Raw genomic sequence first — 25,182 nt, 5'->3', positions numbered from 1 at the left:
TTTCTCGAGTATCAACGTGGCAAAACAGATCCAAGCGATTCGCGGTATGAATGATTGCCTGCCGGAGCAGAGCCCGGTATGGCAGAAAGTGGAACAGATCCTGCGCCAGGTCGTGGCCAGCTATGGCTACAGCGAAGTGCGCATGCCCATCGTCGAGCAGACCCATCTGTTCAAGCGCGCCATCGGTGAAGTGACCGACGTGGTCGAAAAAGAGATGTACACCTTCGAAGATCGCAACGGTGACAGCCTGAGCCTGCGTCCGGAAGGGACCGCCAGCTGCGTGCGCGCCGGCATCGAACACGGCTTGCTCTACAACCAGGAGCGCCGGATGTGGTACATGGGCCCCATGTTCCGCCACGAGCGTCCCCAGAAGGGCCGCTATCGCCAGTTCCACCAGTTCGGGGTCGAGCTGTTCGGCATCAACGGGCCTGACATCGACGCCGAGCTCATCATGCTGACCCATCGTCTGTGGCGTCTGTTCGGCATCCAGGATCACGTCACCCTGCAGCTCAATACCCTTGGTCAGAGTGCCGAGCGCGCCGCCTATCGCGATGCCCTGGTGGCCTACCTGGAGCAGTACAAGGATCAGCTGGACGAAGAGAGCCAGCGCCGCATGTACAGTAACCCCCTGCGGGTGCTGGACTCCAAGGACGAGAAGGTGCAGGCCATCCTGGTCGGGGCGCCGCGCCTGTTCGATCACCTGGGCGAAGAGAGCCTGGCTCACTTCGAAGGGCTCAAGCGCCTGCTCACGGCCGCCGGCATCCAGTTCGAGGTGAACGAGCGTCTGGTACGCGGTCTCGACTACTACAACCTCACCGTGTTCGAGTGGGTCACCAACAGCCTGGGTGCCCAGGGCACCGTCTGTGCCGGCGGTCGCTACGACGGCCTGGTGGAGCAACTCGGCGGCCAGCCGACCCCGGCGGTGGGCTTTGCCATGGGGATGGAGCGTCTGGTACTGATGCTGGAGACCCTGGAGCTCAACGCCGACATCCGCCCGGCGGTGGATGTCTATCTCTGCATGGTGGGCGAGGGGACCGAGCAGGCGGGCTTTGCCCTGGCCGAGCGGCTGCGCGACGCCCTGCCTGACCTTCGCCTGATGAGTCACTGCGGCGGCGGCAACTTCAAGAAACAACTCAAGCGTGCCGACAAGAGCGGCGCGGCCATTGCCCTGATCCTCGGCGAGACCGAGGTGCAAAGCGGGGAGATCACCATCAAATATCTGCGTGGCCAGGCCGAGCAACAGACCGTCTCGGTCGATGCCGCCATCGCCCTGCTGGCAGCTAAAGGAGAGTAAGCTGTGGAAGTCTATACCACCGAAGAACAACAGGTTGAGGTCATCAAGAGCTGGTGGAAAGAGAACGGCACCTCGGTGATCGCCGGGACCGTGATCGGTCTGGTGGGGCTGTTTGGCTGGCGCTACTACAACGAGATGCAGCAGAGCAACCAGGAAGCCGCCTCCCAGGCTTACAACGCCATGACTGCCCAGCTCGCCAAGGGTGACGACGCCGCCCTGGAGCAGGCGAAGAGCTTCATCGCCGCCCATCAGGGCGACGCCTATGCCGAGCTGGCTTCCCTGCAGCTGGCCGCAGCAGCGGTCAAGGCGGGCAAGCTGGATCTGGCCGCCGAGCAGCTGACCCAGGTCGCCGCAAACGGTGACGACAGCATCAAGCCCATCGCCGCCCTGCGCCTGGCCCGCGTCCTGAACGATCAGGGCAAGGCCGACGAGGCCCTGGCCCAGCTTGGCAAGATCGGCAACGACGCCTTCAAGGCCCAGGTGGCGGAAGTGCGCGGCGACATCCTGCAGAAGCAGGGCAAGGCCGAAGAGGCCCGCGATGCCTACCAGGCGGCGGCCGATGCCGGCGGCCTGCAGTCGAGCAGCGAACTCAAGCTGAAGATGGACGATCTGGCGCTGCCAGCGGTCACTGCGGGCGAGGCTCCGGATGCGTAATCTGTACAAGCGAGTGGTGCTGGGGGCGGCCGTCTCCCTGGCCCTGCAGGGGTGCTCCCTGTTCAGTTCCGAAGAGGATCTCAACCCCATGGCGCCCCTGCCCACGGTGGAGTCCGCGTTCACGGCCGAGACCGCCTGGTCCTCCTCGGTGGGGGATGGCATCGGCGACTTCTACTCCCAGCTCAAGCCGGTGGTGGAAGAGGACCGCATCTATGCGGCGGCCCGGGATGGCGACGTGACCGCCTTCGAGCGCGATAGCGGCAAGGAGCTGTGGAACGTGGATCTGGCTGACTTGCCCATCAACGCCGACAAGCGCAGCGCCCGTCTCTCCGGCGGCCTGGTCTCCCGCTACGGCAAGCTGTTCCTCGGCTCCGAGAACGGGGTGGTCTACGCCCTGAACGCGGAGAACGGGGAGGTGCTGTGGCAGACCACGGTACCGGGTGAGGTGGTGGCGAGCCCCGCCGTCGAGGATGGCCGTGTGGTGGTGCTGACCACCTCGGGCCGCCTGGTGGCGCTCGATACCGACGAGGGCAAGCTGCAGTGGACCCTGTCCGAAGAGCAACCGCCCCTGACCCTGCGCAGTGCCGGTGCCCCCGTCATCACCAACGGCGCCGTGCTGTACGGCCGCGCCGATGGCAAGGTGGGCATCGCCCTGCTGAGCAACGGCCAGCCGGTGCGCCAGTCCAAGGTGGCCGACCCGCGCGGTGCCACCGAGCTGGATCGCATGGTGGACGTGGATGCCGCCCCCCTCATCGCCGGCGACGAGCTCTATGCCATCGCCTACAATGGCCAGCTGATGGCCCGCAAGCTGATGAGCGGCGACGAGGTGTGGAAGCGCAAGTATTCCGGCTACCGCGACATGGCGGTGACTGGCAATGCCATCGTGCTGACCGACAGCCGCAGCCACCTGTTTGCGGTGGACCGTCGCAACGGGCTCGAGCTGTGGTCCAACACCCAGCTGGAAAACCGCACCGTGACCGCCCCCGTCATCCTGGGTGACTATGTGGTGGTCGGGGATGTGGAAGGTTATCTGTATTGGCTGGACCGTACCGACGGCTCCATCAAGGCCATGCAGCAGCTCGACAGCAGTGGTCTGTACGCCGCCCCCCTGGTGGATGGCGACACCCTGTATGTGCAGAGCCGTGGCGGCAAGCTGTACGCTGTCAAGCGTCCCTGATCGCCCGTTAATATGAATCTCCGGCTCCTGGTCTTCGGACCCGGAGCCTTTGTCGTCTTGAGAATGAGGCTTTTATGACTCCTGTAGTAGCCCTGGTGGGCCGCCCCAACGTGGGGAAATCCACCCTGTTCAACCGCCTGACCCGAACCCGGGATGCCCTGGTGGCCGACTTCCCCGGCCTGACCCGGGACCGTAAATACGGCCAGGCGAAGCTGGGCGAGCTGGAATTTATCGTGGTCGACACCGGCGGTATCGATGGCACCGAGGAGGGGATCGAGCTGAAGATGGCCGAGCAGTCCCTGCTGGCCATCGAAGAGGCCGATGTGGTGCTCTTCATGGTGGATGCGCGCGCCGGCCTGACCGCGGCGGATCAGGCTATCGCCGAGCACCTGCGCAAGAGCCACAAGAAGGTGTTTCTGGTGGCCAACAAGACCGACGGCATCGACGGCGATTCCGCGGTGTCCGAGTTCTACGGCCTGGCCCTGGGGGAGGTCTACCAGATGGCGGCCGCCCACGGTCGCGGCGTGCTGAGCCTGCTGGAGCTGGCGCTGGCCCCCCATCTGGAGACCCTGGTGGAGTCTGCGGCCGAACAGGCGGCGGACGAGGAGCAGGAGGAGTTCGACGAAGAGGCGCTGGTGCGCATGCTGGCCACGGGCGAGCTGGATACCCGGGAGGACACCAAGGAGACGCCGTTCGCCGACCTGCCCATCAAGTTTGCCATCGTCGGTCGCCCCAACGTCGGCAAGTCCACCCTGACCAACCGCATGCTGGGTGAAGATAGGGTCATCGTCTATGACATGCCGGGCACCACCCGCGACTCCGTCTACATCCCCATGGAGCGCGACGAGCAGAAGTACGTGGTCATCGACACCGCCGGCGTGCGCCGCCGCGGCAAGGTGCACGAGACGGTGGAGAAGTTCTCCGTCATCAAGACCCTCAAGGCGATTGAAGATGCGAACGTCTGCCTGCTGGTGATCGACGCCCGCGAGACCATCACGGATCAGGACTTGAGCATCCTCGGCTTCGTGCTCAACAGCGGCCGCTCCGTGGTGCTGGTGGTGAACAAGTGGGACGGCCTGGATCAGAAGGTCAAAGAGGACGTCAAGAACGAGCTGGACCGTCGTCTGGGCTTCATCGACTTCGCCCGCATCCACTTCATCTCCGCCCTGCACGGCAGCGGCGTCGGCCACCTGTTCGAGTCCATCAACGAGGCCTACGAGTCCGCCACCCGCCGCACCAGCACCGCCATGCTGACCCGGATCATGCAGATGGCCCAGGAAGATCACCAGCCACCCATGGTGAACGGTCGCCGGGTCAAGCTGAAGTATGCCCACGCCGGTGGCTACAACCCGCCGCGCATCGTGATTCACGGCAACCAGCTGAACGACTTGCCGGACTCCTACAAGCGGTATCTGATCAACTACTTCCGCAAGTCCCTGAAGATCATGGGCACCCCGATCCGGGTCGAGTTCCAGGAGTCGGTCAACCCGTTCGAGGGCAAGAAAAATACCCTGACCCTGAGCCAGGAGCGTCAGCGCAAGCGTCTGCTCAAGGCCAAGGCGAAGAAGTAAGGCCCTGCGGCTGCCCTCACCGGCAGCCGTTTTTCTTGGGGTCGATGGAGGAGGGGGATGTGCAGTGGGCCCGCCCAGCGCACATTCACTTTGCGAGGAGCCAATCATGAGCCATCTTGTCTGCCCGGCCTGCCGGGGGGAGCTGGACAGCCGCAGTGACGAGACCTGTTGCAGCCAGTGCCAGATCCGTTATCGCATCCGGGCCCTGTGTCCGACCTGCCAGCAGGCGCTGGAGCGGCTTCGGGCCTGCGGCGCCGTGGATTATTTCTGCAATCACTGCAATACCCTGGTTTCCAAGCGCAGGGTGCAGTTCGAGGCGCTGGCTGCGGGGGCGTGAGGGAATAAAAAACCCGGCGGATGCCGGGTTTATACTGTGTGCTCCGCTATCAGCAGCGTGAAGGAGCGGTTTCTGTGCCAGATCTTGCGCTTCATGTCGGCCAGCTTGAGCTTGCGTCTCGGGCTCCAGGCACATTTGGTTTTTCGGGCCAACATGGCTCTTCTGCGTGCTCGCATCTTGTTCTCCTCCCTGGTCTCCTCGGCCGAAGGGCGGCTGGGCAGGTAGTGCAACGTGATGAATACATTGCAATAAGCCAGACTCGCGTCCCTCGGATCTGGTTGGATGTTAACAGAGAATCTGCCGGGAAAACACACCCCCCAGGGCTAGGGGGTGATGATCTGCTTGACCACCTCGGCGATGATGGCGGGACGCTCTGCCGGGGCGGCCGGCTCGCTGCTGTCGTCCTCATCCAGCTCCTCGCGGCGGTGGGCCTTCTGCTGCTCGTTGTCGAGCCAGAGCAGGCTCTGGTAGTACTGGCGCACGTTGTTGACATAGTTGCGTGCCTCGCCGCCCCGGGCATAGCCGTAGCGCACCTTGCGATGCCAGCGTGACTGCTGCAGCAGGGGCAGTACCTCCTTCACGTCGCTCCAGGCGTCCGGGTTCTTGCCGAGCTCCTTGGTCAGCCGACGGGCATCCATCATGTGGCCGTAGCCGATGTTGTAGGCGGTGAGGGCGAACCACACCTTCTCGTCGGCCGGTACCGAGTCCGGCACCTTCTCCATCATCTCCTCCAGGTAGCGGGCACCGCCCTTGATGCTCTCCTCCGGATGGGTTCTGTCGCTGACCCCCATCGCCTTGGCGGTGGGCTCGGTCAGCATCATCATGCCGCGCACCCCGGTGTAGGAGCGGGCCTGGGGGTCCCAGTGAGACTCCTGATAGCTGATGGCCGCCAGCAGCCGCCAGTCGATCTCCCTGGCGTGGGTCTGGAACATCGCCTGGTACTTGGGCAGCAGGCTCTTGGCGCGCTTGAGGAAGGTGCGGGTGTCGACGAAATCGAAGTTCTGCACGTGGCCGAAGTACTTCTCGTCCAGCTTGGCGATGGCGCCGTCCATGAAGCGCTGGCCGAAGAAGTCGATGACGCTGGCGTAGAGGCTGTCATCGGGCAACCGGGTCATGGCCCAGGCCACGGTCTGCTTGTTGGCGAGGGTCAGCCCCTCGGTGAGCTCGGGGTAGTAGCGCTGGGTGCGGGCCAGTATGGTGTCCTGCACCACGGTGTAGTCCACCTCGCCATCGGCCACCTGCTTGAGCAGCTCCTCCACGTCGGCGTCCCGGTTGGTACTCCAGTTCAGGTTGGGATGCTGCTTGGCCAGCTCCTTCATCAGATCCTCGCCGGTGGAGCCGGCCGGTACCACTATGCTGCCCTTGATGTCCCCCAGATCCTTGGGCCTGGGGGCACCGTTGCGGTAGACCAGCTTGGGGGAGACCTGATAGAAGCCGGGGCCGAAGCGGAACAGCTTGCGCCGCTCCGGGGTCACGACGATGGCCGCCGCGGCCAAGTCCAGCCTGCCCTTTTGCAACTGCTCGACCAGTTCGGCGGTGCTGTAGGCAGGCACTATGGTCAGCTTGACCCCCAGCCAGTCGGCGTAGAGCTGCGCCAGTTCGTAGTCGAAGCCCTGGGCGACGTCGTCACGCTGGTAGTAGGAAGTGGGGCCATAGAGGGTGCCGACCCGGATCTCGCCCCGTTGGCGGATCTGTTCCAGCTGGCTGGAGGGGGTATGGAAGTCGCAACCGGCCAGGGCCAGCGTCAACATCATCCCGGTAAGCAGTCGAAAAATGCAGCGCAAGTAGGTGAGTACCCTTGTTGAAAAAATCGGCATTTGTCAAAAGAGAGGCCCCTTTATACCAGAGAGTCCGGAGGGAGTCACATCGTGCGGGGCGAGAAAAACGTTTGTTCGGGCTGGACCTGATCCCTATAATACGCGCGTCTCAAATCCCCCCACACTCTAAAACTTGGTGAGAAAGGTATATGGAAATCTTGCGTGGTGCCCCAGCACTGTCTGAGTTTCGTGTCCACAAGCTGCTGCAGAGCTGCGCACAGAGAGGAGTAGAGATAGCAAGCGTCTATGCCGAATACGTGCATTTTGCCGAGCTGACGAGCCCGCTGTCGCCCCCGGAGCGAGCGACCCTGGGCCAGCTGCTGCGCTACGGCCCGACCATTCCGGAACACACCCCCAGCGGTCAGCTGTTCCTCGTTACCCCCCGCCCCGGCACTATCTCCCCCTGGTCTTCCAAAGCAACCGACATCGCCCACAACTGCGGCCTCAGCCAGGTCAAGCGACTCGAGCGCGGCATCGCCTACTACGTGCAGGCCAAGGGTGAGCTGAGCGCGGCACAGCGGGGCGAGGTCGCGGCCCTGCTGCACGACCGCATGATGGAAGTGGTGTTCGGCGAGATGCACGAGGCCGCCGCCCTGTTTGCCCACCACGAGCCGCGTCCCTTCACCCAGGTGGATGTGCTGGGTGGCGGTCGCGCCGCCCTGGCAGAGGCCAACGTGGCCCTGGGGCTGGCCCTGGCGGACGACGAGATCGACTATCTGGTGACGAACTTCACCCGCCTTGGCCGCAACCCCAACGACATCGAGCTCTACATGTTCGCCCAGGCGAACTCCGAGCACTGCCGCCACAAGATCTTCAACGCCGACTGGACCATAGACGGTGAGCAGCAGCCCAAGTCGCTGTTCAAGATGATCAAGAACACCTTCGAGCAGACGCCGGATCATGTCCTGTCTGCCTACAAAGACAACGCCGCCGTGATGGAAGGGAGCCAGGGGGGCCGCTTCTTCCCGAGCCCCGCCAGCGGCGAATACCAGTATCACCAGGAGCGCGTCGACATCCTGATGAAGGTGGAGACCCACAACCACCCGACCGCCATCTCCCCCTTCCCGGGCGCCGCCACCGGCTCCGGCGGCGAAATCCGCGACGAGGGTGCGACAGGCCGTGGCGCCAAGCCCAAGGCGGGCCTGGTGGGCTTCTCCGTCTCCAACCTGCGGATCCCCGGTTTCGAGCAGCCCTGGGAGCAGGATTTCGGCAAGCCGAGCCGCATCGTCAGCGCCTTCGACATCATGCAGGAGGGGCCGCTCGGCGGCGCCGCCTTCAACAACGAATTCGGCCGTCCGGCCATCCTCGGCTACTTCCGCACCTTCGAAGAGCAGGTGCCGAGCCACAACGGCGTCGAGGTGCGTGGCTACCACAAGCCCATCATGCTGGCGGGCGGCATCGGCAACATCCGCTCCGAACACGTTCAGAAGGGCGAGATCCCGGTGGGGGCGGCCCTCATCGTGCTGGGTGGCCCGGCCATGAACATCGGCCTGGGGGGCGGCGCCGCATCAAGCATGGCCTCCGGCCAGTCTGCCGAAGATCTCGACTTCGCCTCGGTGCAGCGTGACAACCCCGAGATGGAGCGCCGCTGCCAGGAAGTGATCGACCGCTGCTGGCAACTGGGGGACGACAACCCCATCGTCTTCATCCACGACGTGGGGGCGGGCGGCCTCTCCAACGCCATGCCGGAGCTGGTGAGCGACGGGGATCGCGGCGGTCGCTTCGACCTTCGCGCCATCCCGAACGACGAGCCGGGCATGAGCCCGCTGGAAGTCTGGTGCAACGAATCCCAGGAGCGTTACGTGCTGGCCGTGGCCCAGGACAAGCTGCCCCTGTTCAAGGCCCTTTGCGAGCGCGAGCGCGCGCCCTATGCCGTGATCGGCACGGCCACCGAAGAGAAGCACCTCACCCTCTCGGATGCCCATTTTGACAACCAGCCCATCGACCTGCCCCTGGACGTGCTGCTTGGCAAGGCGCCCAAGATGCACCGCGACGTGCAGAGTCTGCCGGCCCAGGGCAAGCCGCTGGCGCTGGATGGCGTCACCCTGTCCGAGGCGGCCGAGCGGGTGCTGCGCCTGCCGACCGTGGCGGAGAAGTCCTTCCTCATCACCATCGGCGATCGCACCGTGACGGGCCTCGTCAACCGTGACCAGATGGTCGGTCCCTGGCAGATCCCGGTGGCCGACTGCGCCGTCACCGCCGCCACCTATGACAGCTACCACGGCGAAGCCATGTCCATGGGCGAGCGCACCCCGGTGGCGCTGCTCTCCCACGCCGCATCGGCCCGCATGGCGGTGGCCGAGGCCCTGACCAACCTGGCCCCGGCCCACATCGGTTCCCTCAAGCGGGTCAAGCTCTCCGCTAACTGGATGTCCGCCGCCGGTCACCCGGGGGAGGATGCCGGTCTCTACGAAGCCGTGAAGGCCGTGGGCGAGGAGCTCTGCCCGGCCCTTGGCATCACCATCCCGGTGGGCAAGGACTCCATGTCCATGAAGACTCGCTGGCAGCAGGATGGCAAGGAGCACAGCGTCACCTCGCCGCTCTCCCTGCTCATCTCCGCCTTCGCTCGGGTCGAGGACGTGCGCAATACCGTGACCCCGCAACTGCGGACCGATCTCGGTGAGACCGACCTTATCCTGATCGACCTTGGCAACGGTAAGCAGCGCCTCGGCGCCTCCGCCCTGGCCCAGGTCTATCGCCAGCTGGGGCAAAGTGCCCCGGATCTGGACAACCCGGTTCAGCTCAAGGGCTTCTTCAACGCCATCCAGGCGCTGGTGGCGGATCGCAAGCTGATTGCCTACCACGACCGCTCCGACGGCGGCCTGTTCGTCACCCTGGTGGAGATGGCTTTCGCCGGTCACTGCGGTCTCGACCTGCAGCTCGACCGCATCGGCGGTGAACTGCTGCCGGCCCTGTTCAACGAGGAGCTGGGCGCCGTCATCCAGGTGCGCCGCGACGACAAGGAGGCGGTGCTGACCCTGCTGGCCGGCCACGGCCTGGCGGCCTGCTCCCACGTGCTGGGCACGGTGCGCGAAGACGACCTCATCCTGTTCCAGCGTGCCGGCAGCGAAGTGTATCGCGCCAGCCGCACCGCCCTTCGCACCCTCTGGGGCGAGACCAGCTGGCAGATGCAGCGCCTGCGTGACAACCCCGAGTGCGCGGATCAGGAGCACGCCGCGCGCCAGGACGCCACCGACCCGGGCCTGCAGGCCAGATTGACCTACAACCCGTCCGAGGACGTGGCCGCCCCCTATATCGCCCGCGGGGTCTCCCCCCGTCTGGCGGTGCTGCGCGAGCAGGGGGTCAACTCCCACGTGGAGATGGCGGCGGCGTTCGACCGCGCCGGCTTCACCGCCGTCGATGTGCATATGAGCGACATCCTGTCCGGTCGCATCAAGCTGGATGATTTCCAGACCCTGGTGGCCTGTGGCGGCTTCTCCTACGGCGACGTGCTGGGGGCGGGCGAGGGCTGGGCCAAGTCCATCCTGTTCAACGACAACGCCCGCGAGCAGTTCCAGCGCTTCTTCGAGCGCGGCGACACCCTGTCGCTCGGCGTGTGCAACGGTTGCCAGATGATGTCCAACCTGCGCACCCTGATCCCGGGCGCCGATCTCTGGCCGCGCTTCGTGCGCAACCGCTCCGAGCGCTTCGAGGCGCGCTTCAGCCTGGTGCAGGTGCAAGACTCCCCGTCCGCCTTCTTCGCCGGCATGGCGGGCTCGGTGATGCCGATTGCCGTCTCCCACGGGGAAGGGCGGGTGGAGGTGCGCGACGCCGCCCATCTGGAGGCGCTGCAACAGAGCGGCCTGGTGGGGCTGCGTTTCGTCGACAACCGCGGCAACGTGACCGAGCATTATCCGGCCAACCCGAACGGCGCACCGGCGGGCATCACAGCGGTGACCACCACGGACGGGCGCGCGACCATCATGATGCCGCACCCGGAGCGGGTGTTCCGCACCGTGGCGAACTCCTGGCACCCGGACCACTGGGGCGAGGATGGCGCCTGGATGCGGATGTTCAGAAACGCCCGGGTGCGTCTGGGTTAATCCCTCCGCGTACACAGCAACCATGGAAAACCGGCCAACAGGCCGGTTTTTTTATGGGCGCAGCATAAGCGTTGCGTGAATGATCCTGATTCAGGACTCAGCATGTAGCAGCCCCGGTGCTTTGACCCTGGATGGCGAGGGGGAAAGGGGAGGGCGCACGTTACCGGCTGGAGCAGGATGAATATCGTCTCGGATAGGGAATAAAAAAACCGGCCACGGGGGCCGGTTTTTGTTGTGTGCCTGAGGCTTAACGCAGCACCACGTGCTGGAAGCCCTGCACCAGGCTGATGACGGGCTGGGGGTAGATGCCGAGCAATACCACCAGGATGGCGGAGAGCAGCACCACCAGGCCCCCGGAGGAGAAGGCCCAGTCGGCCCTGGCATCGCGCAGCTGCATGCCGGGTTCGCGCAGGTAGAGGGTGACCATGACCCGCAGGTAGTAGTAGAGACCCAGAGCGCTGCCGAGCACGATGGCGCCGGAGAGCCACCACAGCTGCGCCTCGACGGTGACGCCGATGAGGTAGAACTTGCCGATGAAGCCGAGGGTCATGGGGATGCCCGCCAGGGAGAGCATCATCACCGTCATCACCGCCGTGAGATAAGGGCGCTTCCAGAACAGGCCACGGTAGCTGTGTAGGGAGTCCGCATCCTTGCCGCGGTAGGGGCTGGACATCATGCTGATGACGCCGAAGGCCCCCAGGCTGGTGAACAGATACATCAGCAGGTAGACCCCCGCCGCTTCCACCGGGATCTGGCCGAGGCGGCTCGCCACCACCACCGCCAGCAGATAGCCGAAGTGGGAGATGGAGGAGTAACCCATCATCCGCTTGATGTTGGTCTGGATCAGCGCCAGGAGGTTGCCGACCACGATGGAGATGACTGCCATGGCCGCCAGCAGCCAGTGGATCATGGGATCCGAGGTGGCCGGCACCGCCAGGTAGAAGCGCAGCAGCACGCAGAACACGGCGATCTTGCTCACGGTGGCGAGGAAGGTGGCGACCGGTGCAGGGGCACCCTCGTAGACGTCCGGGGTCCAGAGGTGGAAAGGGGCCAAGGAGAGCTTGAAGGCGAAGCCCACCAGCATCAGGCCGAAGCCCCCCATCAGCAGCGGGTGATGGGCCGGGCTCTGGGACAGGGTCAGGCCGAGATCGCTGAAGCTGAGGCTCCCTGCCTGGGCGTAGAGCAGTGCCATGCCGAACAGCAGGAAGGCGGTGGCGCTGGCAGAGAGCACCATGTACTTGATGCTGGCCTCCAGCGAATGGCGCTCGCGATAGGCATAGCCCACCAGACCGAACATGGGCAGGGTCAGCATCTCGATCCCGATGAAGAGCGACGCGAGATGACGGGAGCCCGCCAGCACCAGACCACCGGCGGTGGCGATGAGCAGCAGCAGGTAGAACTCTTCCCGGTTGTCCGGGTAGCCCTTGAGCCAGGTGCGGCCGAAGGTACAGGTGGCCAGGGCGCCGATGAGCACCAGCCCCATGTAGAAGACCGCATAGCTGTCCACTTGCAGCAGGGGAGTGACCCCCTGATCCCCCTGGGCCATCACGACGGGCAGGGAGAAGAGCGCCAGGTTGAGACCGGCGATGGTCACCACGAAGGCGGTGTCGTCGCAGCGCTTCCAGGCGATGGCCAGCATCAGGGCCACCATGGCCCCTGTGGTCAGCAGCAGGGGTAGCAGGGCCAGCAGTTGAGAAACAGTAAACGTCATGACAGGGCTCCCGACATGGACATGGAAGGCAAAAGAGAAAGCATCATTGCAGCGCTCCCGTGTCTGGCAGCGCATACCAGTGCAGCACGCTCAAGAGGCTGCTGCTGGCGGTGTCCAGCACCGGCTGGGGATAGAGGCCGAGCAGTACCAGCAGGCCGGCTATGGTCAGCATCATGGCCAGCTCCCGCTTGTCCAGCCCCTTGAGTACGCTCTCCTCCTTGGGGGTACCGAAGCAGGCGCGCTGCAGCATGATGAGGGAGTAGACCGACGCCAGCACCAGGCCGAAGGTGGCGATGACGGTCATGACGGGGGCCACCTGGAAGCTGCCGATGAGGATCAGGAACTCGCCGACGAAGTTGCCGGTGCCCGGCATCCCGAGGGAAGCGACCGAGAAGAACAGCATGACGCCGGGCAGGTAGCGCAGGCGTCCCCAGAGGCCGCCCATCTGGCGCAGATCCCGGGTGTGCAGGCGTTCGTAGAGCTGGCCGCACAGGATGAAGAGACCGGCGGCGGAGAGGCCGTGGGCGATCATCTGCACCACGGCGCCCTGCAGGGCGAGCTCGCTGCCGGAATAGATGGCGATCATCACGAAGCCCATGTGGGAGATGCTGGTGTAGGCCACCAGCCGCTTGATGTCGGTCTGGGCGAAGGCCAGCAGGGCGCCGTAGACGATGCCGATGAGGCCGAGGCCCATGGCGTAGGGGGCGAACTCGGCGGAGGCCTCGGGGAACAGCGGCAGGGTGAAGCGCAGCAGGCCGTAGGCGGCGGTCTTGAGCAGGATGCCTGCCAGGTCCACGGAGCCCGCGGTGGGCGCCTGGCTGTGGGCGTCAGGCAGCCAGCCGTGCAGGGGCACCAGGGGCATCTTGACCGCGAAGGCGATGAAGAAGCCCAGCATCAGCAGCCACTGGACCGTGCTGCTCATGGGGGTGTTCAGCAGCTCCTGATAGTTGAAGGTGAAGACGCCTGTGGTGGCGTGGTGGGTCAGTACCAGGCCCAGGATGGCCACCAGCATGATGAGGCCGCTCGCCTGGGTGTAGATGAAGAACTTGGTGGCGGCGTTGATGCGCGACTTGCCGTCGGTGACCGAGTGGCCCCAGAGCGCGATCAGGAAGTACATGGGGACCAGCATCATCTCCCAGAAGAAGAAGAAGAGGAACAGGTCCACCGCCATGAAGACGCCGAGTACGCCCCCCAGGATCCACAGCAGGTTCAGGTGGAAGAAGCCGATGCGCTGCACGATCTCCTTCCAGGAGCAGAGGATGGCCAGCACGCCGATGAAGCTGGTGAGCATCACCATCAGCAGCGACAGGCCGTCCACCGCCAGATGCAATGAGATGCCGAAGCGGGGGATCCAGGGTTGTTGCCACTCGGCGGCCCAGACGGGCAGGCCGGGGTTGGCCAGGGTGAAGTCACCGCCGAGCCAGATGGCGCTGGAGAGCACCAGGCAGGCGCTCATGGAGGCGAGGGCCACCCAGCGGACGAATTGTCCGCCGAGCCGCTCCATCTGCCAGCAGAGCAAGCCGCCGATGAAGGGAATTAGCAAGATCCAGAGTAAGGTCACGATATCAGCTCTCATCTAGGTTCTAGTCGGGCAGGCCGGGGCCTGCCACACAGTATTGGGCTCATGGATCAGCCGAGCAGCAGCAGGGCCAGGATCAGGGCGGCGCCCATCCCCATGGAGGCGGCGTACCAGCGCAGCTTGCCGGAGACGGTCCAGGCCAGCAGCTGGTGGCCGGCTTGTGCCAGCACGGCCGGCAGGTTCATCATCCTGTCCAGCGGATCCTTGCCGAGCAGCCGGGTGGCCAGCAGGTAGGGCTTGACCCAGACCAGGTCATAGAGCCAGTCAAAGCCCCAGGCATTGAACCAGAGGGTGCTCAGCAGACGGCCAGGCCCGCTTTCGGCGATCCCCTTGGCCAGACGACGCTCACCGAGGAACAGGAAGGCGGCCAGCGCTATGCCCGCCACGGCGATGACGCCGGAGGCGATTTCCAGGGCGTGACGGCCCTCCTCGATATGATCCCCCGGGCCCGCCGGCAGTACCCCGGCCAGGGGCGGCACGATGAGGGCGCCGACCCCGGTGGAGAGCACCAGCAGCACCAGCAGCGGCAGCTGGTGGGCCAGGCCGTGACCGGCGTGGGCCTCGGTCTGCACCTTGCCGTGGAAGGCGATGAAGATGAGGCGGAAGGTATAGAGGGAGGTCAGGAAGGCCCCGCCCAGACCCGCCCAGAGCAGGGCGCTCTGGCCACTCGCCTGCACCTGCCACAGGATGGCGTCCTTGCTGTAGAAGCCGGCGGTCACCAGCGGCAGCGCGGCCAGGGCCGAGCCCCCCACCAGGAAGCAGGCATAGACCAGGGGCAGGCTCTTGCGCAGGCCTCCCATCTTGAAGATGTTCTGCTCGTGGTGGGTCGCGACTATGACGGCACCGGCGGAGAGGAACAGCAGTGCCTTGAAGAAGGCGTGGGTCATCAGGTGGAAGATGGCCCCTTCCCAGGCACCGACACCCAGGGCCAGGAACATGTAGCCGATCTGGCTCATGGTGGAGTAGGCCAGGATCCGCTTGATGTCGGTCTGCACCAGGGCCGCGAAGCCTGCCAGCACCAGCGTGATGGCGCCGACCAGAGCCACCAGATGCAGGATCTCGGGGGCCAGCAGGAAGAGGCCATGGGTGCGGGCGATGAGGTAGACCCCCGCCGTCACCATGGTGGCCGCGTGGATCAGCGCGGAGACCGGGGTCGGGCCCGCCATGGCGTCCGCCAGCCAGGTCTGCAGCGGCAGCTGGGCGGACTTGCCGACCGCGCCGCCGAGCAGCATCAGGCAGGCGAACGACAGGGCAGGGGAGCCTTCGGCAAACATGGCCGGGGCCCGCACCAGCAGTTCGTGGATGTTGAGGGTGCCGAGCTCGCGGTAGAGCACGAACAGACCGATGGCGAGGAAAACGTCACCGACCCGGGTCACCACGAACGCCTTGAGGGCGGCCGCCCCGTTGGCGGGGTTGCGGTAGTAGAAGCCGATCAGGAGGTAGCTGCACAGGCCCACCCCTTCCCACCCCAGGTAGACGAACAGCAGATCGTCTGCCAGCACCAGGAACAGCATGCTGGCGATGAAGAGGTTGGTGTAGGTGAAGAAGCGGGAATAACCCTCTTCCCCGCGCATGTACCAGGAGGCGAACAGGTGGATGAAGAAGCCCACCCCGGTCACCACCCCCAGCATGGTCAGCGACAGCCCGTCCAGGGAGAGGCGGAAGGCGGGCTGGAACTCGCCCACCGTCATCCACTGCCACAGGGTCTGGGTATAGACGCCACCTTCCGGCGGGTGATTGAGGAAGTCGAACCCGACCCAGACAGTGGTCAGGGCCGACAGGCCTATGCTGCCGACGCCGATGAGCGCCGAGGTGCGCTCACCGAGGCGGCCGAGGGAGAAGGCCAGCAGCAGCCATCCCAACAGGGGGAACAGAAAAGTCAGGTATAGGAGGCTCATCCGCGCATCTCGCTCACAGTGTCCACGTTCAGGGTGTGGTAACGACGATAGAGCAGCAGTAACAGGGCGAGGCCGATGCTGGCCTCCGCTGCCGCCAGAGAAATCACCAGTATGTACATGATCTGGCCGTCGGCCTGGGCCCAGCGGCTGCCCGCCACCACGAACGCCAGGGCGGACGCATTCATCATGATCTCGATACTCATGAGGATAAACAGCAGGTTGCGGCGTATCAGCAAGCCGCACAGGCCGATGGCGAACAGGATTGCCGCCAGCAGGAGGCCGTGTTCCATGGGTATTCCACTCATCGCCATTCTCCTTGAGCTTGCTGGATGGAAAGGGGGCAGGCCGCCGGCAGCAGGCCATGCATCACCATGGGAATGCCGCTCATTGCTGACCTCCTTCTTGTGTGGTGCGGGGCACGGAGAGCACTTCCCCGCTCTTGTCCTCGCGGCCCAGGTGATAGGCGGTGACCAGGCCCGCCAGCAGCAGGATGGAGGCGAGCTCCACCGCCAGCACGTAGGGGCCGAACAGGGCGATGCCGACCTCCTTGGCGCTGACGTCGGTCTGGCCAAGCGTGCCGCCGGTCACCCCGAGGATGCCCTGGGCCAGGAAACCCAAGAGGACGAGGGAGAGCAGGGCGGGGCCGCCCCAGGTGGTGGGGGTGAGCCACTTCTTCTCCTGATCCTGGGCCGAGCCCAGGTTCAGCATCATCACCACGAACACGAACAGCACCATGATGGCGCCGGCGTAGACGATCACCTGCAGGGCCCCTGCGAAGGCGGCGCCCAGGCAGAAGAAGATCATGGCCACGGCGATGAGGGAGATGATGAGATTGAGCAGCGCGTGCATGGGGTTGCTGGTGCTGATCACCCGCAGCGTGCTGTAAACGGCGACCAGGGCCGCGGCATAGAATGCCAGTTCCATGATTGACTCCTAGGGCAGCAGGCTCTTGACATCGATGGGCTTGGCTTCGTTCTCGGCATCCCCTTTCGGCTTGCCGTCGATGGCCATCCCGCTCATGCGGTAGAAGTTGTAGTCCGGGTACTTGCCGGGGCCGCTGATCAGCAGATCTTCCTTCTCGTACACCAGATCCTGGCGGCGATACTCCCCCATCTCGAAATCCGGCGTCAGCTGGATGGCGGTGGTGGGGCAGGCCTCCTCGCACAGGCCGCAGAAGATGCAGCGGGAGAAGTTGATGCGAAAGAACTCCGGATACCAGCGGCCGTCTTCCCGCTCCGCCTTCTGCAGGGAGATGCAGCCGACCGGGCAGGCGACGGCGCACAGGTTGCACGCCACGCAGCGCTCGTCGCCGTCAGGATCCCGGGTCAGCACGATGCGGCCGCGAAAACGCGGGGCGGCATAGACCGGCTGTTCCGGGTAGCTCAGGGTCTCGCGAGGGCGCCAGGCATGGGAGAATACCATCCCCAGGCTGCGTAACTGGGTGCCGACACCCTTGATAATGCTCGTAATTTTCATTGGTGCCTCATTACATGTTCAGCAGCACGACTGCGCCTGTGACCAGCATGTTGAGCAGGGTCAGGGGCAGGCACACTTTCCAGCCAAAGGACATCACCTGGTCGAAGCGCGGGCGGGGCAGGGAGGCCCGCAGCAGGATGAAGAACACCATGAAACAGGCGGTTTTCAGGGCGAACCAGATGAAGGGCGGCAGCCAGGGGCCGTGCCAGCCACCGAAGAAGAGGGTCACGATGAGGGAGGAGATGAGCACGATGCCGATGTACTCGCCCACGAAGAAGAGACCCCACTTCATGCCCGCGTACTCGATGTGATAGCCGTCGGCGAGCTCCTGCTCGGCTTCCGGCTGATCGAACGGGTGGCGGTGGGTGACGGCGACCCCGGCGAACAGGAAGGTGACGAAGCCCAGGATCTGGGGGATCACGTTCCACATGCCGGCCTGGGCCTCGACGATGTCACGCAGGTTGAAGCTGCCGGTCTGGATGACGATGCCCATGAGCGACAGTCCCAGGAACACCTCGTAGGAGAGGGTCTGGGCGGAGGCGCGCAGGCTGCCGAGCAATGAGTACTTGTTGTTGCTCGACCAGCCGGCGAACAGCACGGCGTAGACCGCCAGCCCCGCGATGGCCAGGATGTAGAGCAGGCCCACGTTGAGATCCGCCACGCCCCAGGTGGGGGTGATGGGCACCACCGCAAACGCCAGGATGAAGGCGGTGAAGGCGATGATGGGGGCCAGCACGAAGATCCGGCGATCCGCGAACGGCGGGATCCAGTCTTCCTTGAAGAACATCTTGACCATGTCGGCCGCCAGCTGCAGCAGACCGAAGGGGCCAACCCGGTTGGGGCCGTAACGATCCTGCCAGAGTGCCAGCAGACGGCGCTCGATGAAGCTCATGAAGGCACCGGCCCCCACTATCCCCACCAGCACGATCAGGGCCTTGCCGATTTCCAGCAACAGATCAATCAGCGCATCGCTCATGCGATCACCTCCTGCAGGTTATCGAGAAGGGCGTGGTGCAGCGCGGTCGGCAGACCGTTGACGCCGAGCGGCAGCCCCACCAGACCCTGGGCCAGCTTGTCGCTCAGGCGCAGGGCCAGGCGCCAGTGGTTGCCACCCCAGGAGAAGGCGACCTGGCTGCCGGCGCCCAGGGCCAGACGCGCCGCGTCGGCCGGGTTCAGCACCAGGGCGGGCTCGCCCATGCGGGCCTGGATGACCGGACTGCGGGCGGAGAGCTCTTCGCCGCCGAACAGCTGATCGTAACTCACCACCTGCAGGGCTGCCTGGGCGTGGAAGGGGGCGGGGATGACATCGAACCAGCCGAGGCTATCCTCGCCCGGCTCCAGCAGGCGACGGCCGGGATCCCCGGCGCGCAGGTTGCCACCCACCTCGTCCTGGAACTTGTTCCAGGCGGAGGGCGAGTTCCAGCCCGGTGCCCAGGCGAATGGCACCTGGGAGAGAGGCTGGCGGGCACCGGCGTAGCCTTCCATGGAGAAGGCGAACGGGGAGTCGGGATCCTGCGCCACCCGGGGCTCGCTCACGTTCTGATCCGCCAGCATGGAGGTGCGGCCGCTGTAGCGGTGCGGCTCGCGGGCGAGCTTCATGCCGCGGATGCGCAGGCCGGCGTTGGGAGCAGGCTCGCGCATGGTGCTGAGCTGCGGGGTGCTGGCGGCGCACTCGGCGCTCACGTCGTCGAAGGTGCTCCAGCGCAGGGGCTTGCGCGCCAGCGTCCCCTGCAGGGCGGCCAGCCAGCGCCAGCCCTCGCGCACCTGGATGTCGGCGTCGTAGAAGGCGGGGGAATAGACCTGGAAGAAGCGCTGAGCGCGGCCTTCCATGTTGATAAGCGTCCCGTCGCCTTCGGCGAAGCTGGCGGCGGGCAGCACCAGGCTCGCCTTCTTGGCGGTCTGGGTGTCCTGGTGGTCCACCAGCAGCAGGTGCTGCAGGCGTTCGAGGGCGGCATCCACCCGGCTGCGCGGCGCACGGCGGTAGAGATCGTTCTCAAGCACCACCAGGGCGAGCTGCTCCTCCCCTTCGATACGCTCGAGGGCGCTTTCCAGCGGGGCGGCATCCCGGGCCAGCATAGCCAGCCCCAGGCTGTTGGCCTCCTGGGCCACCAGGGCGAGCTCCACGGCCTGGCCGCGGCCCTTGAGGGCGCGGGCGATGTTGCTGGCCGCCTCGATCAGCGCCAGTGAACGGGCACCATTGCCTGCGATGATGAGGGGCTTCCTGGCGCTGCCCAGAAGTTCGGCCCAGCGGGTGGCCAGGGCCTGCTGCTCGGGGGCGAGATCCGTCGGCGCCGGGGCGGTGCCGTCAAGCAGGTGCGCGATGGCAAAGCCGAGGCGCGCCTGATCCGCGTGAGGGGCGTGCAGGGTGCCGCTCGCCACGTCGTCCAGACGGGTGGCGTCCAGGCTGGTGATGAGCAGGGGATAGCGCTCGTTTTGGGCCAGGGTCTGCACCGCTGCGACCTGCCAGAGATCCACCTTCAGCTTGCGGGCGATCTCGCGGCCCTTGCCCTTGACCGCCTGGCGCAGGGCCAGGGCGATGCGGGCGGCAGTCTGGGTGACGTCCTCGCCGAGCACCAGCACGGCGTCGGCCTCCTCCATGTCGCGCAGGCTGGGGGTGCGCACACCGCCCTGCTCCAGGATCTGCAGCATCTTCTGCAGGCAGGCCCACTCGCTCTGCTCAACACCAGAGTAGAAGTTGGCGGCGCCCACCAGCTCGCGCAGGGCGTAGTTGCTCTCAAGCGACGCCCGGGGCGAGCCGATGCCGATGACGCCGGAGGCGGTGCGCAGGGCGTCCGCGGCGCGGTTCAGGGCACCGTCCACCGTGATGGCCAGCTTGTCGCCGCCATCTTGCAAGAGGGGCTGGCGGGGGCGGTCGGCCAGGTTGACGTGACCGTAGCCGAAGCGGCCGCGATCGCACAGGAAGTAGTGGTTGAGGGCGCCGTGGAAGCGGTTTTCGATGCGGCGCAGCTCGCCGTAGCGCTCACCTGGGCTGATGTTGCAGCCGACCGAGCACCCCTGGCAGATGCTGGGGGCGAACTGCATGTCCCACTTGCGGTTGTAGCGCTCGGAGTGGGTCTTGTCGGTGAAGACGCCGGTGGGGCAGACCTCCACCAGGTTGCCGGAGAACTCGCTCTCCAGGGTGCCATCCTCGACCCGGCCGAAGTAGACGTTGTCGTGGGCGCCGTAGACCCCGAGATCCTCGCCGCCGGCGTAATCCTTGTAGTAGCGCACGCAGCGGTAGCAGGCGATGCAGCGGTTCATCTCGTGGTTGATGAAGGGGCCCAGATCCTGGTTCTGGTGGGTGCGCTTGGTGAAACGGTAGCGGCGGCTGTTGTGGCCGGTCATCACCGTCATGTCCTGCAGGTGGCAGGCGCCGCCCTCTTCACACACCGGGCAGTCGTGGGGGTGGTTGGTCATCTGCCACTCCACCACCGTCTTGCGAAACTCCTTCGCCTCTTCGTCCTCGATGGAGATATAGGTGCCATCGGTGGAGGGGGTCATGCAGGACATGACCAAGCGGCCGCGCTTGTCGTCGGCATTCTGATACTGTTTGACCGCGCACTGGCGGCAGGCACCGACGCTACCCAGCGCCGGGTGCCAGCAAAAATAGGGGACGTCCAGACCCAGCGACAGACAGGCTTGCAGCAGGTTGTCTGCCCCGTCTACCTCGTACTCTTTACCGTCTACATGAATGGTTGCCATACAACTTCCCTGAAACCTGTTTTGTGAAATCGGCTATTGCCCGATGCGTCCTGGCGCTTACCAGCGCTCGCCCAGCAGGTTGGGCTGGATACCCTTGAACAGCTTGTGATTGTCGTGGGGCGCCTTGACCCCGGCCTCGAATTCGGACCGGAAGTACTTCATCGCACTGCCAAGGGGCTCGACGGCGCCGGGAGCATGGGCACAGAAGGTCTTGCCCGGGCCGAGGAAACTGACCAGCTGCTCCAGGGTGGCGAGATCCTCGGGCTGGCCCTCGCCCCGCTCCAGCGCCCGCAGCAGCTTGACGCTCCAGGGCAGGCCGTCGCGGCAGGGGGTGCACCAGCCGCAGGATTCGCGGGCGAAGAACTCCTCCATGTTGCGCAAGAGGCTCACCATGTTGATGCTGTCGTCCACCGCCATGGCGAGGCCCGTTCCCATCCGGGTGCCGACCTTGCCGATGCCGCCGGCATACATCTGGGCATCCAGGTGCTCGGGCAGCAGGAAGCCGGTACCGGCGCCGCCAGGCTGCCAGGCTTTCAGGCGATAACCGTGCTTCATGCCGCCGGCATAGTGCTCGAACAGCTCGCGGGCCGTGATGCCAAAGGGCAGTTCCCAGAGGCCGGGGTTGTTCACCTTGCCGGAGAAGCCCATCAGCTTGGTGCCGTGATCCTCGGAGCCAGGCAGCGCCAGTCCCTTGTACCATTCGACACCGTTGCCGATGATGGCGGGCACGTTGCACAGGGTCTCGACGTTGTTGACGCAGGTGGGCTTGCCCCAGACGCCGGAGACGGCGGGGAAGGGGGGCTTGGCGCGCGGGTTGGCGCGGCGTCCTTCCAGGGAGTTGATAAGCGCCGTCTCTTCGCCGCAGATGTAGCGGCCGGCGCCGGTGTGGACGAACAGCTCGAAGTCAAAGCCCGAGCCCAGGATGTTCTTGCCGAGGAGCCCGGCGGCCTTGGCCTCTTCCACGGCGCGGCGCAGGTGAATGGCGGCATCCACGTACTCGCCGCGCAGGAAGATGTAGCCGCGGTAGGCCTTGAGGGCCCGTGCCGAGATGATCATCCCCTCGATCAGCAGGTGGGGCAGCTGCTCCATCAGCAGCCGATCCTTGTAGGTGTTCGGCTCCATCTCGTCGGCGTTGCAGAGCAGGTAACGGATGTTCATGCTCTCGTCCTTGGGCATCAGCCCCCACTTCACCCCGGTGGAGAAGCCGGCACCGCCGCGCCCCTTGAGGCCGGCGTCCTTGACGGTGCCGACAATGTCGTCAGGGCTCATCTGGCCCAGCGCCTTGCGGGCGGCCTCGTAGCCCTGCTTGGCCTGATACTCCTCGAGCCAGACCGGCTGGCCGTCGTCCCGCAGGCGCCAGGTGAGCGGGTGAGTCTCGGCGGCGCGAGGGATGCGGTTGGCGGTGCCGAGGGAGGCGAGGATCTTGTTTGGTTGCAGGCTCATGGACATAGATTGCCCTCCAGGGTCTTGAACTGGCCGCTTGTATCTGATCTGCGGGAGAGGCTCATGGGTAGGCCTCCAGGGTCTTGAGCAGGCTGACGGCGTCGAGCCCGCCGTAGGTGTCGTCATCGATCATGATGGCCGGCCCCTTGTCGCAGTTGCCGAGACAGCAGACGGGCAGCAGGGTGAAACGGCCGTCCGGGGAGGTCTGGCCGGGGGCCAGATTGACGACCTCTTTCAGACCGGCCAGCAGCTGCTCGTGGCCGTTGATATAGCAGACCATGCTGTCGCAGACGCGGATGATGTGGCGACCCACCGGCTGGCGGAAGATCTGGCTGTAGAAGGTGGCGACCCCTTCCACGTCGCTGGCGGGGATGCCGAGTTCGGCACCGATGGCGTGGATGGCGCCGTCGGGCACCCAGCCGCGGGCCTGCTGCACTATCTTGAGCGCTTCGATGCTGGCGGCACGGGGATCTTCGTAGTGGTGTTTCTCGTGTTCGATGGCATCGCGTTCAGCCTGGCTCAGGACGAAATCGCCCTGTTTGCTGCTGCATGCCCCTTGCCCTTGTGGGGTCTGGTTATTGTGACACTGACATTGGCTCATGACTTGACCTTTTGTGGCTTTTCCCTTTACTGCGCGTCTTGCCCTTCGCCCCGTCGGTCGGGGCGAGAGGACTCAACGATCCACATCTGACATAACGAAATCGATACTGCCCAGGTAGACGATGAGATCCGACACCATCTGGCCGCGGATCACCGAGGGGATCTGCTGCAGGTGGGCGAAGCTCGGGGTGCGGATCCGGGTCCGGTAGCTCATGGTGGAGCCGTCGCTGGTCAGGTAATAGCTGTTGATCCCCTTGGTCGCCTCTATCATCTGGAAGGACTCGGCGGCCGGCATCACCGGGCCCCACGACACTTGCAGGAAGTGGGTGATCAGGGTCTCGATGTCCTGCAGGGTGCGCTCCTTGGGGGGCGGAGTGGTGAGCGGGTGATCCGCCTTGAACGGCCCTTCCGGCATGTTCTTCATGCACTGCTCTATGATGCGCAGGCTCTGGCGGATCTCCTCGATGCGCACGGTGGCGCGGTCGTAGGCATCCCCGTTGGCGCCCACCGGCACCTCGAACTCGAACTGATCGTAGCCGGAGTACGGGCGCCATTTGCGCACGTCGAAGTTGAGGCCGGTGGCGCGCAGACCGCCTCCCGTGGTGCCCCAGGCCAGCGCCTGGGCCGTGTTGTAGGCGGCGACGCCTATGGTACGGCCGCGCAGTATGCTGTTGCGCATGGCCGCCTTCTCATACTCCATCAGCCGCTTGGGCAGCCAGCTCAGCAGGTTGTCCTGGATGAGGCGGGCCCAGCCCACCGGCAGATCGTGGGCCACGCCGCCGATGCGGAACCAGGCCGGGTGCATGCGCGCGCCTGTGATGGCCTCGATGATGGTGTAGATCTTCTGCCGGTCGGTGAAGGTGAAGAAGACCGGGGTCATGGCCCCCACGTCCTGGATGTAGGTACCGAGGAACAGCAAGTGGCTCTGGATGCGGAACAGCTCCGCCATCATGACCCGGATCATGTCGACCCGGGCCGGCACCTTGATGCCTGCCAGCTTCTCGACCGCCAGCACATAGGGCAGGTTGTTCATCACCCCCCCCAGGTACTCGACCCGGTCGGTGTAGGGGATGTAGCTGTGCCAGGACTGGCGCTCGCCCATCTTCTCGGCGCCGCGGTGGTGGTAGCCGATGTCGGGCACGCAGTCGCGGATCTCCTCGCCGTCGAGCTGCAGCACCAGGCGGAAGGCGCCGTGGGCGGAGGGGTGGTTAGGGCCGAGGTTCAGGAACATGTAGTCCTCGTTCTCGTTGCCCCGGGCCATGCCCCACTCTTCCGGCTTGAACAGCAGGTTGTCCTGCTCCTGATCCTGCTTGACCGCATCGAGCATGAAGGGGTCGAATTCGGTAGCCCGTGCCGGATAGTCCTTGCGCAGCGGGTGGCCCTGCCAGCTCTTGGGCATCATGATGCGGGTGAGATGGGGGTGACCCTCGAAGGTGATGCCCATCAGATCCCAGACCTCCCGCTCGTACCAGTTGGCGTTGGGGAAGTGGCGCGTGACGGTGGGCAGGTTCAGATCGCCCTCCTTGAGCGGCACCTTCAGCATGACGTCGGCGTTGCGGTCGATGGAGATGAGGTGATAGAAGACGGTGAAGTCGCTGTCCGGCAGGCCGTGGCGATGGCTGCGCATTCGCTCGTCGGTGGCGCTCAAGTCAAACAGCATCACGAAGGGGGAGGGCAGCTTTTTCAGGAAGCCCATCACGTCCAGCAGCAGCTCGCGGGAGAGCCAGATCACCGGCACGCCGGTGCGGGTGCTCTGCACGGTGAAGCGTTCGGCCCCGAAGTGGGCGAACAGCTCGCCGACCACCTGGGCATCGCCATGATCTGAGGTCTGCCACTGGGCCATGGTGTAGTTGCTTGGGAATTCTCGAGTCAGTTTCATG

The 25,182-nt window shown here is 65.3% G+C and carries 19 protein-coding genes; 6 read left to right on the top strand and 13 right to left on the bottom strand.

Features of this window, described 5'->3' with window-relative positions; translation table 11 throughout:
- Positions 1-16: 16 nt before the first annotated feature.
- From hisS to BN1132_RS07890, 5 genes are all read left to right on the top strand, one after another.
- Positions 17-1,294 (top strand): histidine--tRNA ligase, encoded by a 1,278-nt coding sequence (hisS, locus tag BN1132_RS07910; protein ID WP_042076595.1) that lies wholly within the window; start codon positions 17-19, stop codon positions 1,292-1,294.
- A gap of 3 nt (positions 1,295-1,297) precedes the next feature.
- Positions 1,298-1,948: a YfgM family protein gene (locus BN1132_RS07905; RefSeq protein ID WP_042076593.1), complete on the top strand. Its 651-nt coding sequence runs from the start codon at positions 1,298-1,300 to the stop codon at positions 1,946-1,948.
- Positions 1,941-3,125, top strand: a complete 1,185-nt coding sequence (bamB, locus tag BN1132_RS07900) for an outer membrane protein assembly factor BamB (protein ID WP_042076591.1) — start codon at positions 1,941-1,943, stop codon at positions 3,123-3,125. Before BN1132_RS07905 ends, bamB begins: the two co-directional genes overlap by 8 nt.
- A 74-nt stretch (positions 3,126-3,199) precedes the next feature.
- Positions 3,200-4,696: a ribosome biogenesis GTPase Der gene (der, locus tag BN1132_RS07895; RefSeq protein WP_042076590.1), complete on the top strand. Its 1,497-nt coding sequence runs from the start codon at positions 3,200-3,202 to the stop codon at positions 4,694-4,696.
- Between the two features lie 106 nt (positions 4,697-4,802).
- Positions 4,803-5,033, top strand: coding sequence for a zinc ribbon domain-containing protein (locus tag BN1132_RS07890; protein WP_042076587.1), 231 nt, complete (start codon positions 4,803-4,805; stop codon positions 5,031-5,033).
- A 29-nt stretch (positions 5,034-5,062) separates the two neighbouring features.
- Here the strand turns inward: BN1132_RS07890 and BN1132_RS19445 are convergent, their stop codons facing one another.
- Complete coding sequence (locus BN1132_RS19445; RefSeq protein WP_157005361.1) at positions 5,063-5,209, bottom strand: hypothetical protein; 147 nt, start codon at positions 5,207-5,209, stop codon at positions 5,063-5,065.
- A gap of 147 nt (positions 5,210-5,356) precedes the next feature.
- Complete coding sequence (mltF, locus tag BN1132_RS07880; RefSeq protein WP_042076583.1) at positions 5,357-6,850, bottom strand: membrane-bound lytic murein transglycosylase MltF; 1,494 nt, start codon at positions 6,848-6,850, stop codon at positions 5,357-5,359.
- 149 nt (positions 6,851-6,999) lie between these two features.
- Here mltF and purL point away from each other — a divergent pair, with 149 nt between their 5' ends.
- The gene (purL, locus tag BN1132_RS07875; RefSeq protein WP_042076580.1) at positions 7,000-10,893 is read left to right on the top strand and encodes a phosphoribosylformylglycinamidine synthase; all 3,894 of its coding nucleotides are present in this window, start codon (positions 7,000-7,002) and stop codon (positions 10,891-10,893) included.
- 247 nt (positions 10,894-11,140) lie between these two features.
- On the opposite strand, the gene nuoN is transcribed toward purL, so the two are convergent.
- The 11 genes from nuoN to nuoC form a co-directional block, all read right to left on the bottom strand.
- Positions 11,141-12,604 (bottom strand): NADH-quinone oxidoreductase subunit NuoN, encoded by a 1,464-nt coding sequence (nuoN, locus tag BN1132_RS07870; protein ID WP_042076576.1) that lies wholly within the window; start codon positions 12,602-12,604, stop codon positions 11,141-11,143.
- Between the two features lie 43 nt (positions 12,605-12,647).
- The gene (gene nuoM / locus BN1132_RS07865; RefSeq protein ID WP_042076656.1) at positions 12,648-14,165 is read right to left on the bottom strand and encodes an NADH-quinone oxidoreductase subunit M; all 1,518 of its coding nucleotides are present in this window, start codon (positions 14,163-14,165) and stop codon (positions 12,648-12,650) included.
- A 68-nt stretch (positions 14,166-14,233) separates the two neighbouring features.
- Positions 14,234-16,081 (bottom strand): NADH-quinone oxidoreductase subunit L, encoded by a 1,848-nt coding sequence (gene nuoL, locus BN1132_RS07860; protein WP_042076574.1) that lies wholly within the window; start codon positions 16,079-16,081, stop codon positions 14,234-14,236.
- Positions 16,078-16,386 (bottom strand): NADH-quinone oxidoreductase subunit NuoK, encoded by a 309-nt coding sequence (gene nuoK, locus BN1132_RS07855; RefSeq protein ID WP_010675036.1) that lies wholly within the window; start codon positions 16,384-16,386, stop codon positions 16,078-16,080. The genes nuoL and nuoK overlap by 4 nt, the downstream gene beginning before the upstream one ends.
- 79 nt (positions 16,387-16,465) lie before the next feature.
- On the bottom strand, positions 16,466-17,005 hold the full coding sequence (nuoJ, locus tag BN1132_RS07850; protein ID WP_042076572.1) for an NADH-quinone oxidoreductase subunit J: 540 nt from the start codon (positions 17,003-17,005) through the stop codon (positions 16,466-16,468).
- Positions 17,006-17,014: 9 nt separating this feature from the next.
- Entirely contained in the window at positions 17,015-17,557 is a 543-nt protein-coding gene (gene nuoI, locus BN1132_RS07845) for an NADH-quinone oxidoreductase subunit NuoI (protein ID WP_042076570.1), read from the bottom strand.
- Positions 17,558-17,567: 10 nt separating this feature from the next.
- On the bottom strand, positions 17,568-18,533 hold the full coding sequence (gene nuoH, locus BN1132_RS07840; protein ID WP_042076569.1) for an NADH-quinone oxidoreductase subunit NuoH: 966 nt from the start codon (positions 18,531-18,533) through the stop codon (positions 17,568-17,570).
- Complete coding sequence (nuoG, locus tag BN1132_RS07835; RefSeq protein WP_042076567.1) at positions 18,530-21,259, bottom strand: NADH-quinone oxidoreductase subunit NuoG; 2,730 nt, start codon at positions 21,257-21,259, stop codon at positions 18,530-18,532. The genes nuoH and nuoG overlap by 4 nt, the downstream gene beginning before the upstream one ends.
- A 57-nt stretch (positions 21,260-21,316) precedes the next feature.
- The gene (nuoF, locus tag BN1132_RS07830) at positions 21,317-22,702 is read right to left on the bottom strand and encodes an NADH-quinone oxidoreductase subunit NuoF (protein WP_042076653.1); all 1,386 of its coding nucleotides are present in this window, start codon (positions 22,700-22,702) and stop codon (positions 21,317-21,319) included.
- Positions 22,703-22,763: 61 nt separating this feature from the next.
- Entirely contained in the window at positions 22,764-23,303 is a 540-nt protein-coding gene (gene nuoE / locus BN1132_RS07825) for an NADH-quinone oxidoreductase subunit NuoE (RefSeq protein ID WP_084202673.1), read from the bottom strand.
- A 72-nt stretch (positions 23,304-23,375) separates the two neighbouring features.
- Positions 23,376-25,181, bottom strand: coding sequence for an NADH-quinone oxidoreductase subunit C/D (gene nuoC / locus BN1132_RS07820; protein WP_042076566.1), 1,806 nt, complete (start codon positions 25,179-25,181; stop codon positions 23,376-23,378).
- Between the last annotated feature and the right edge of the window lies 1 nt (position 25,182).

This window comes from Aeromonas sanarellii (assembly GCF_000820085.1).
Lineage (GTDB): Bacteria > Pseudomonadota > Gammaproteobacteria > Enterobacterales > Aeromonadaceae > Aeromonas > Aeromonas sanarellii.
This window is presented reverse-complemented; position numbering and strand designations above follow the sequence as displayed.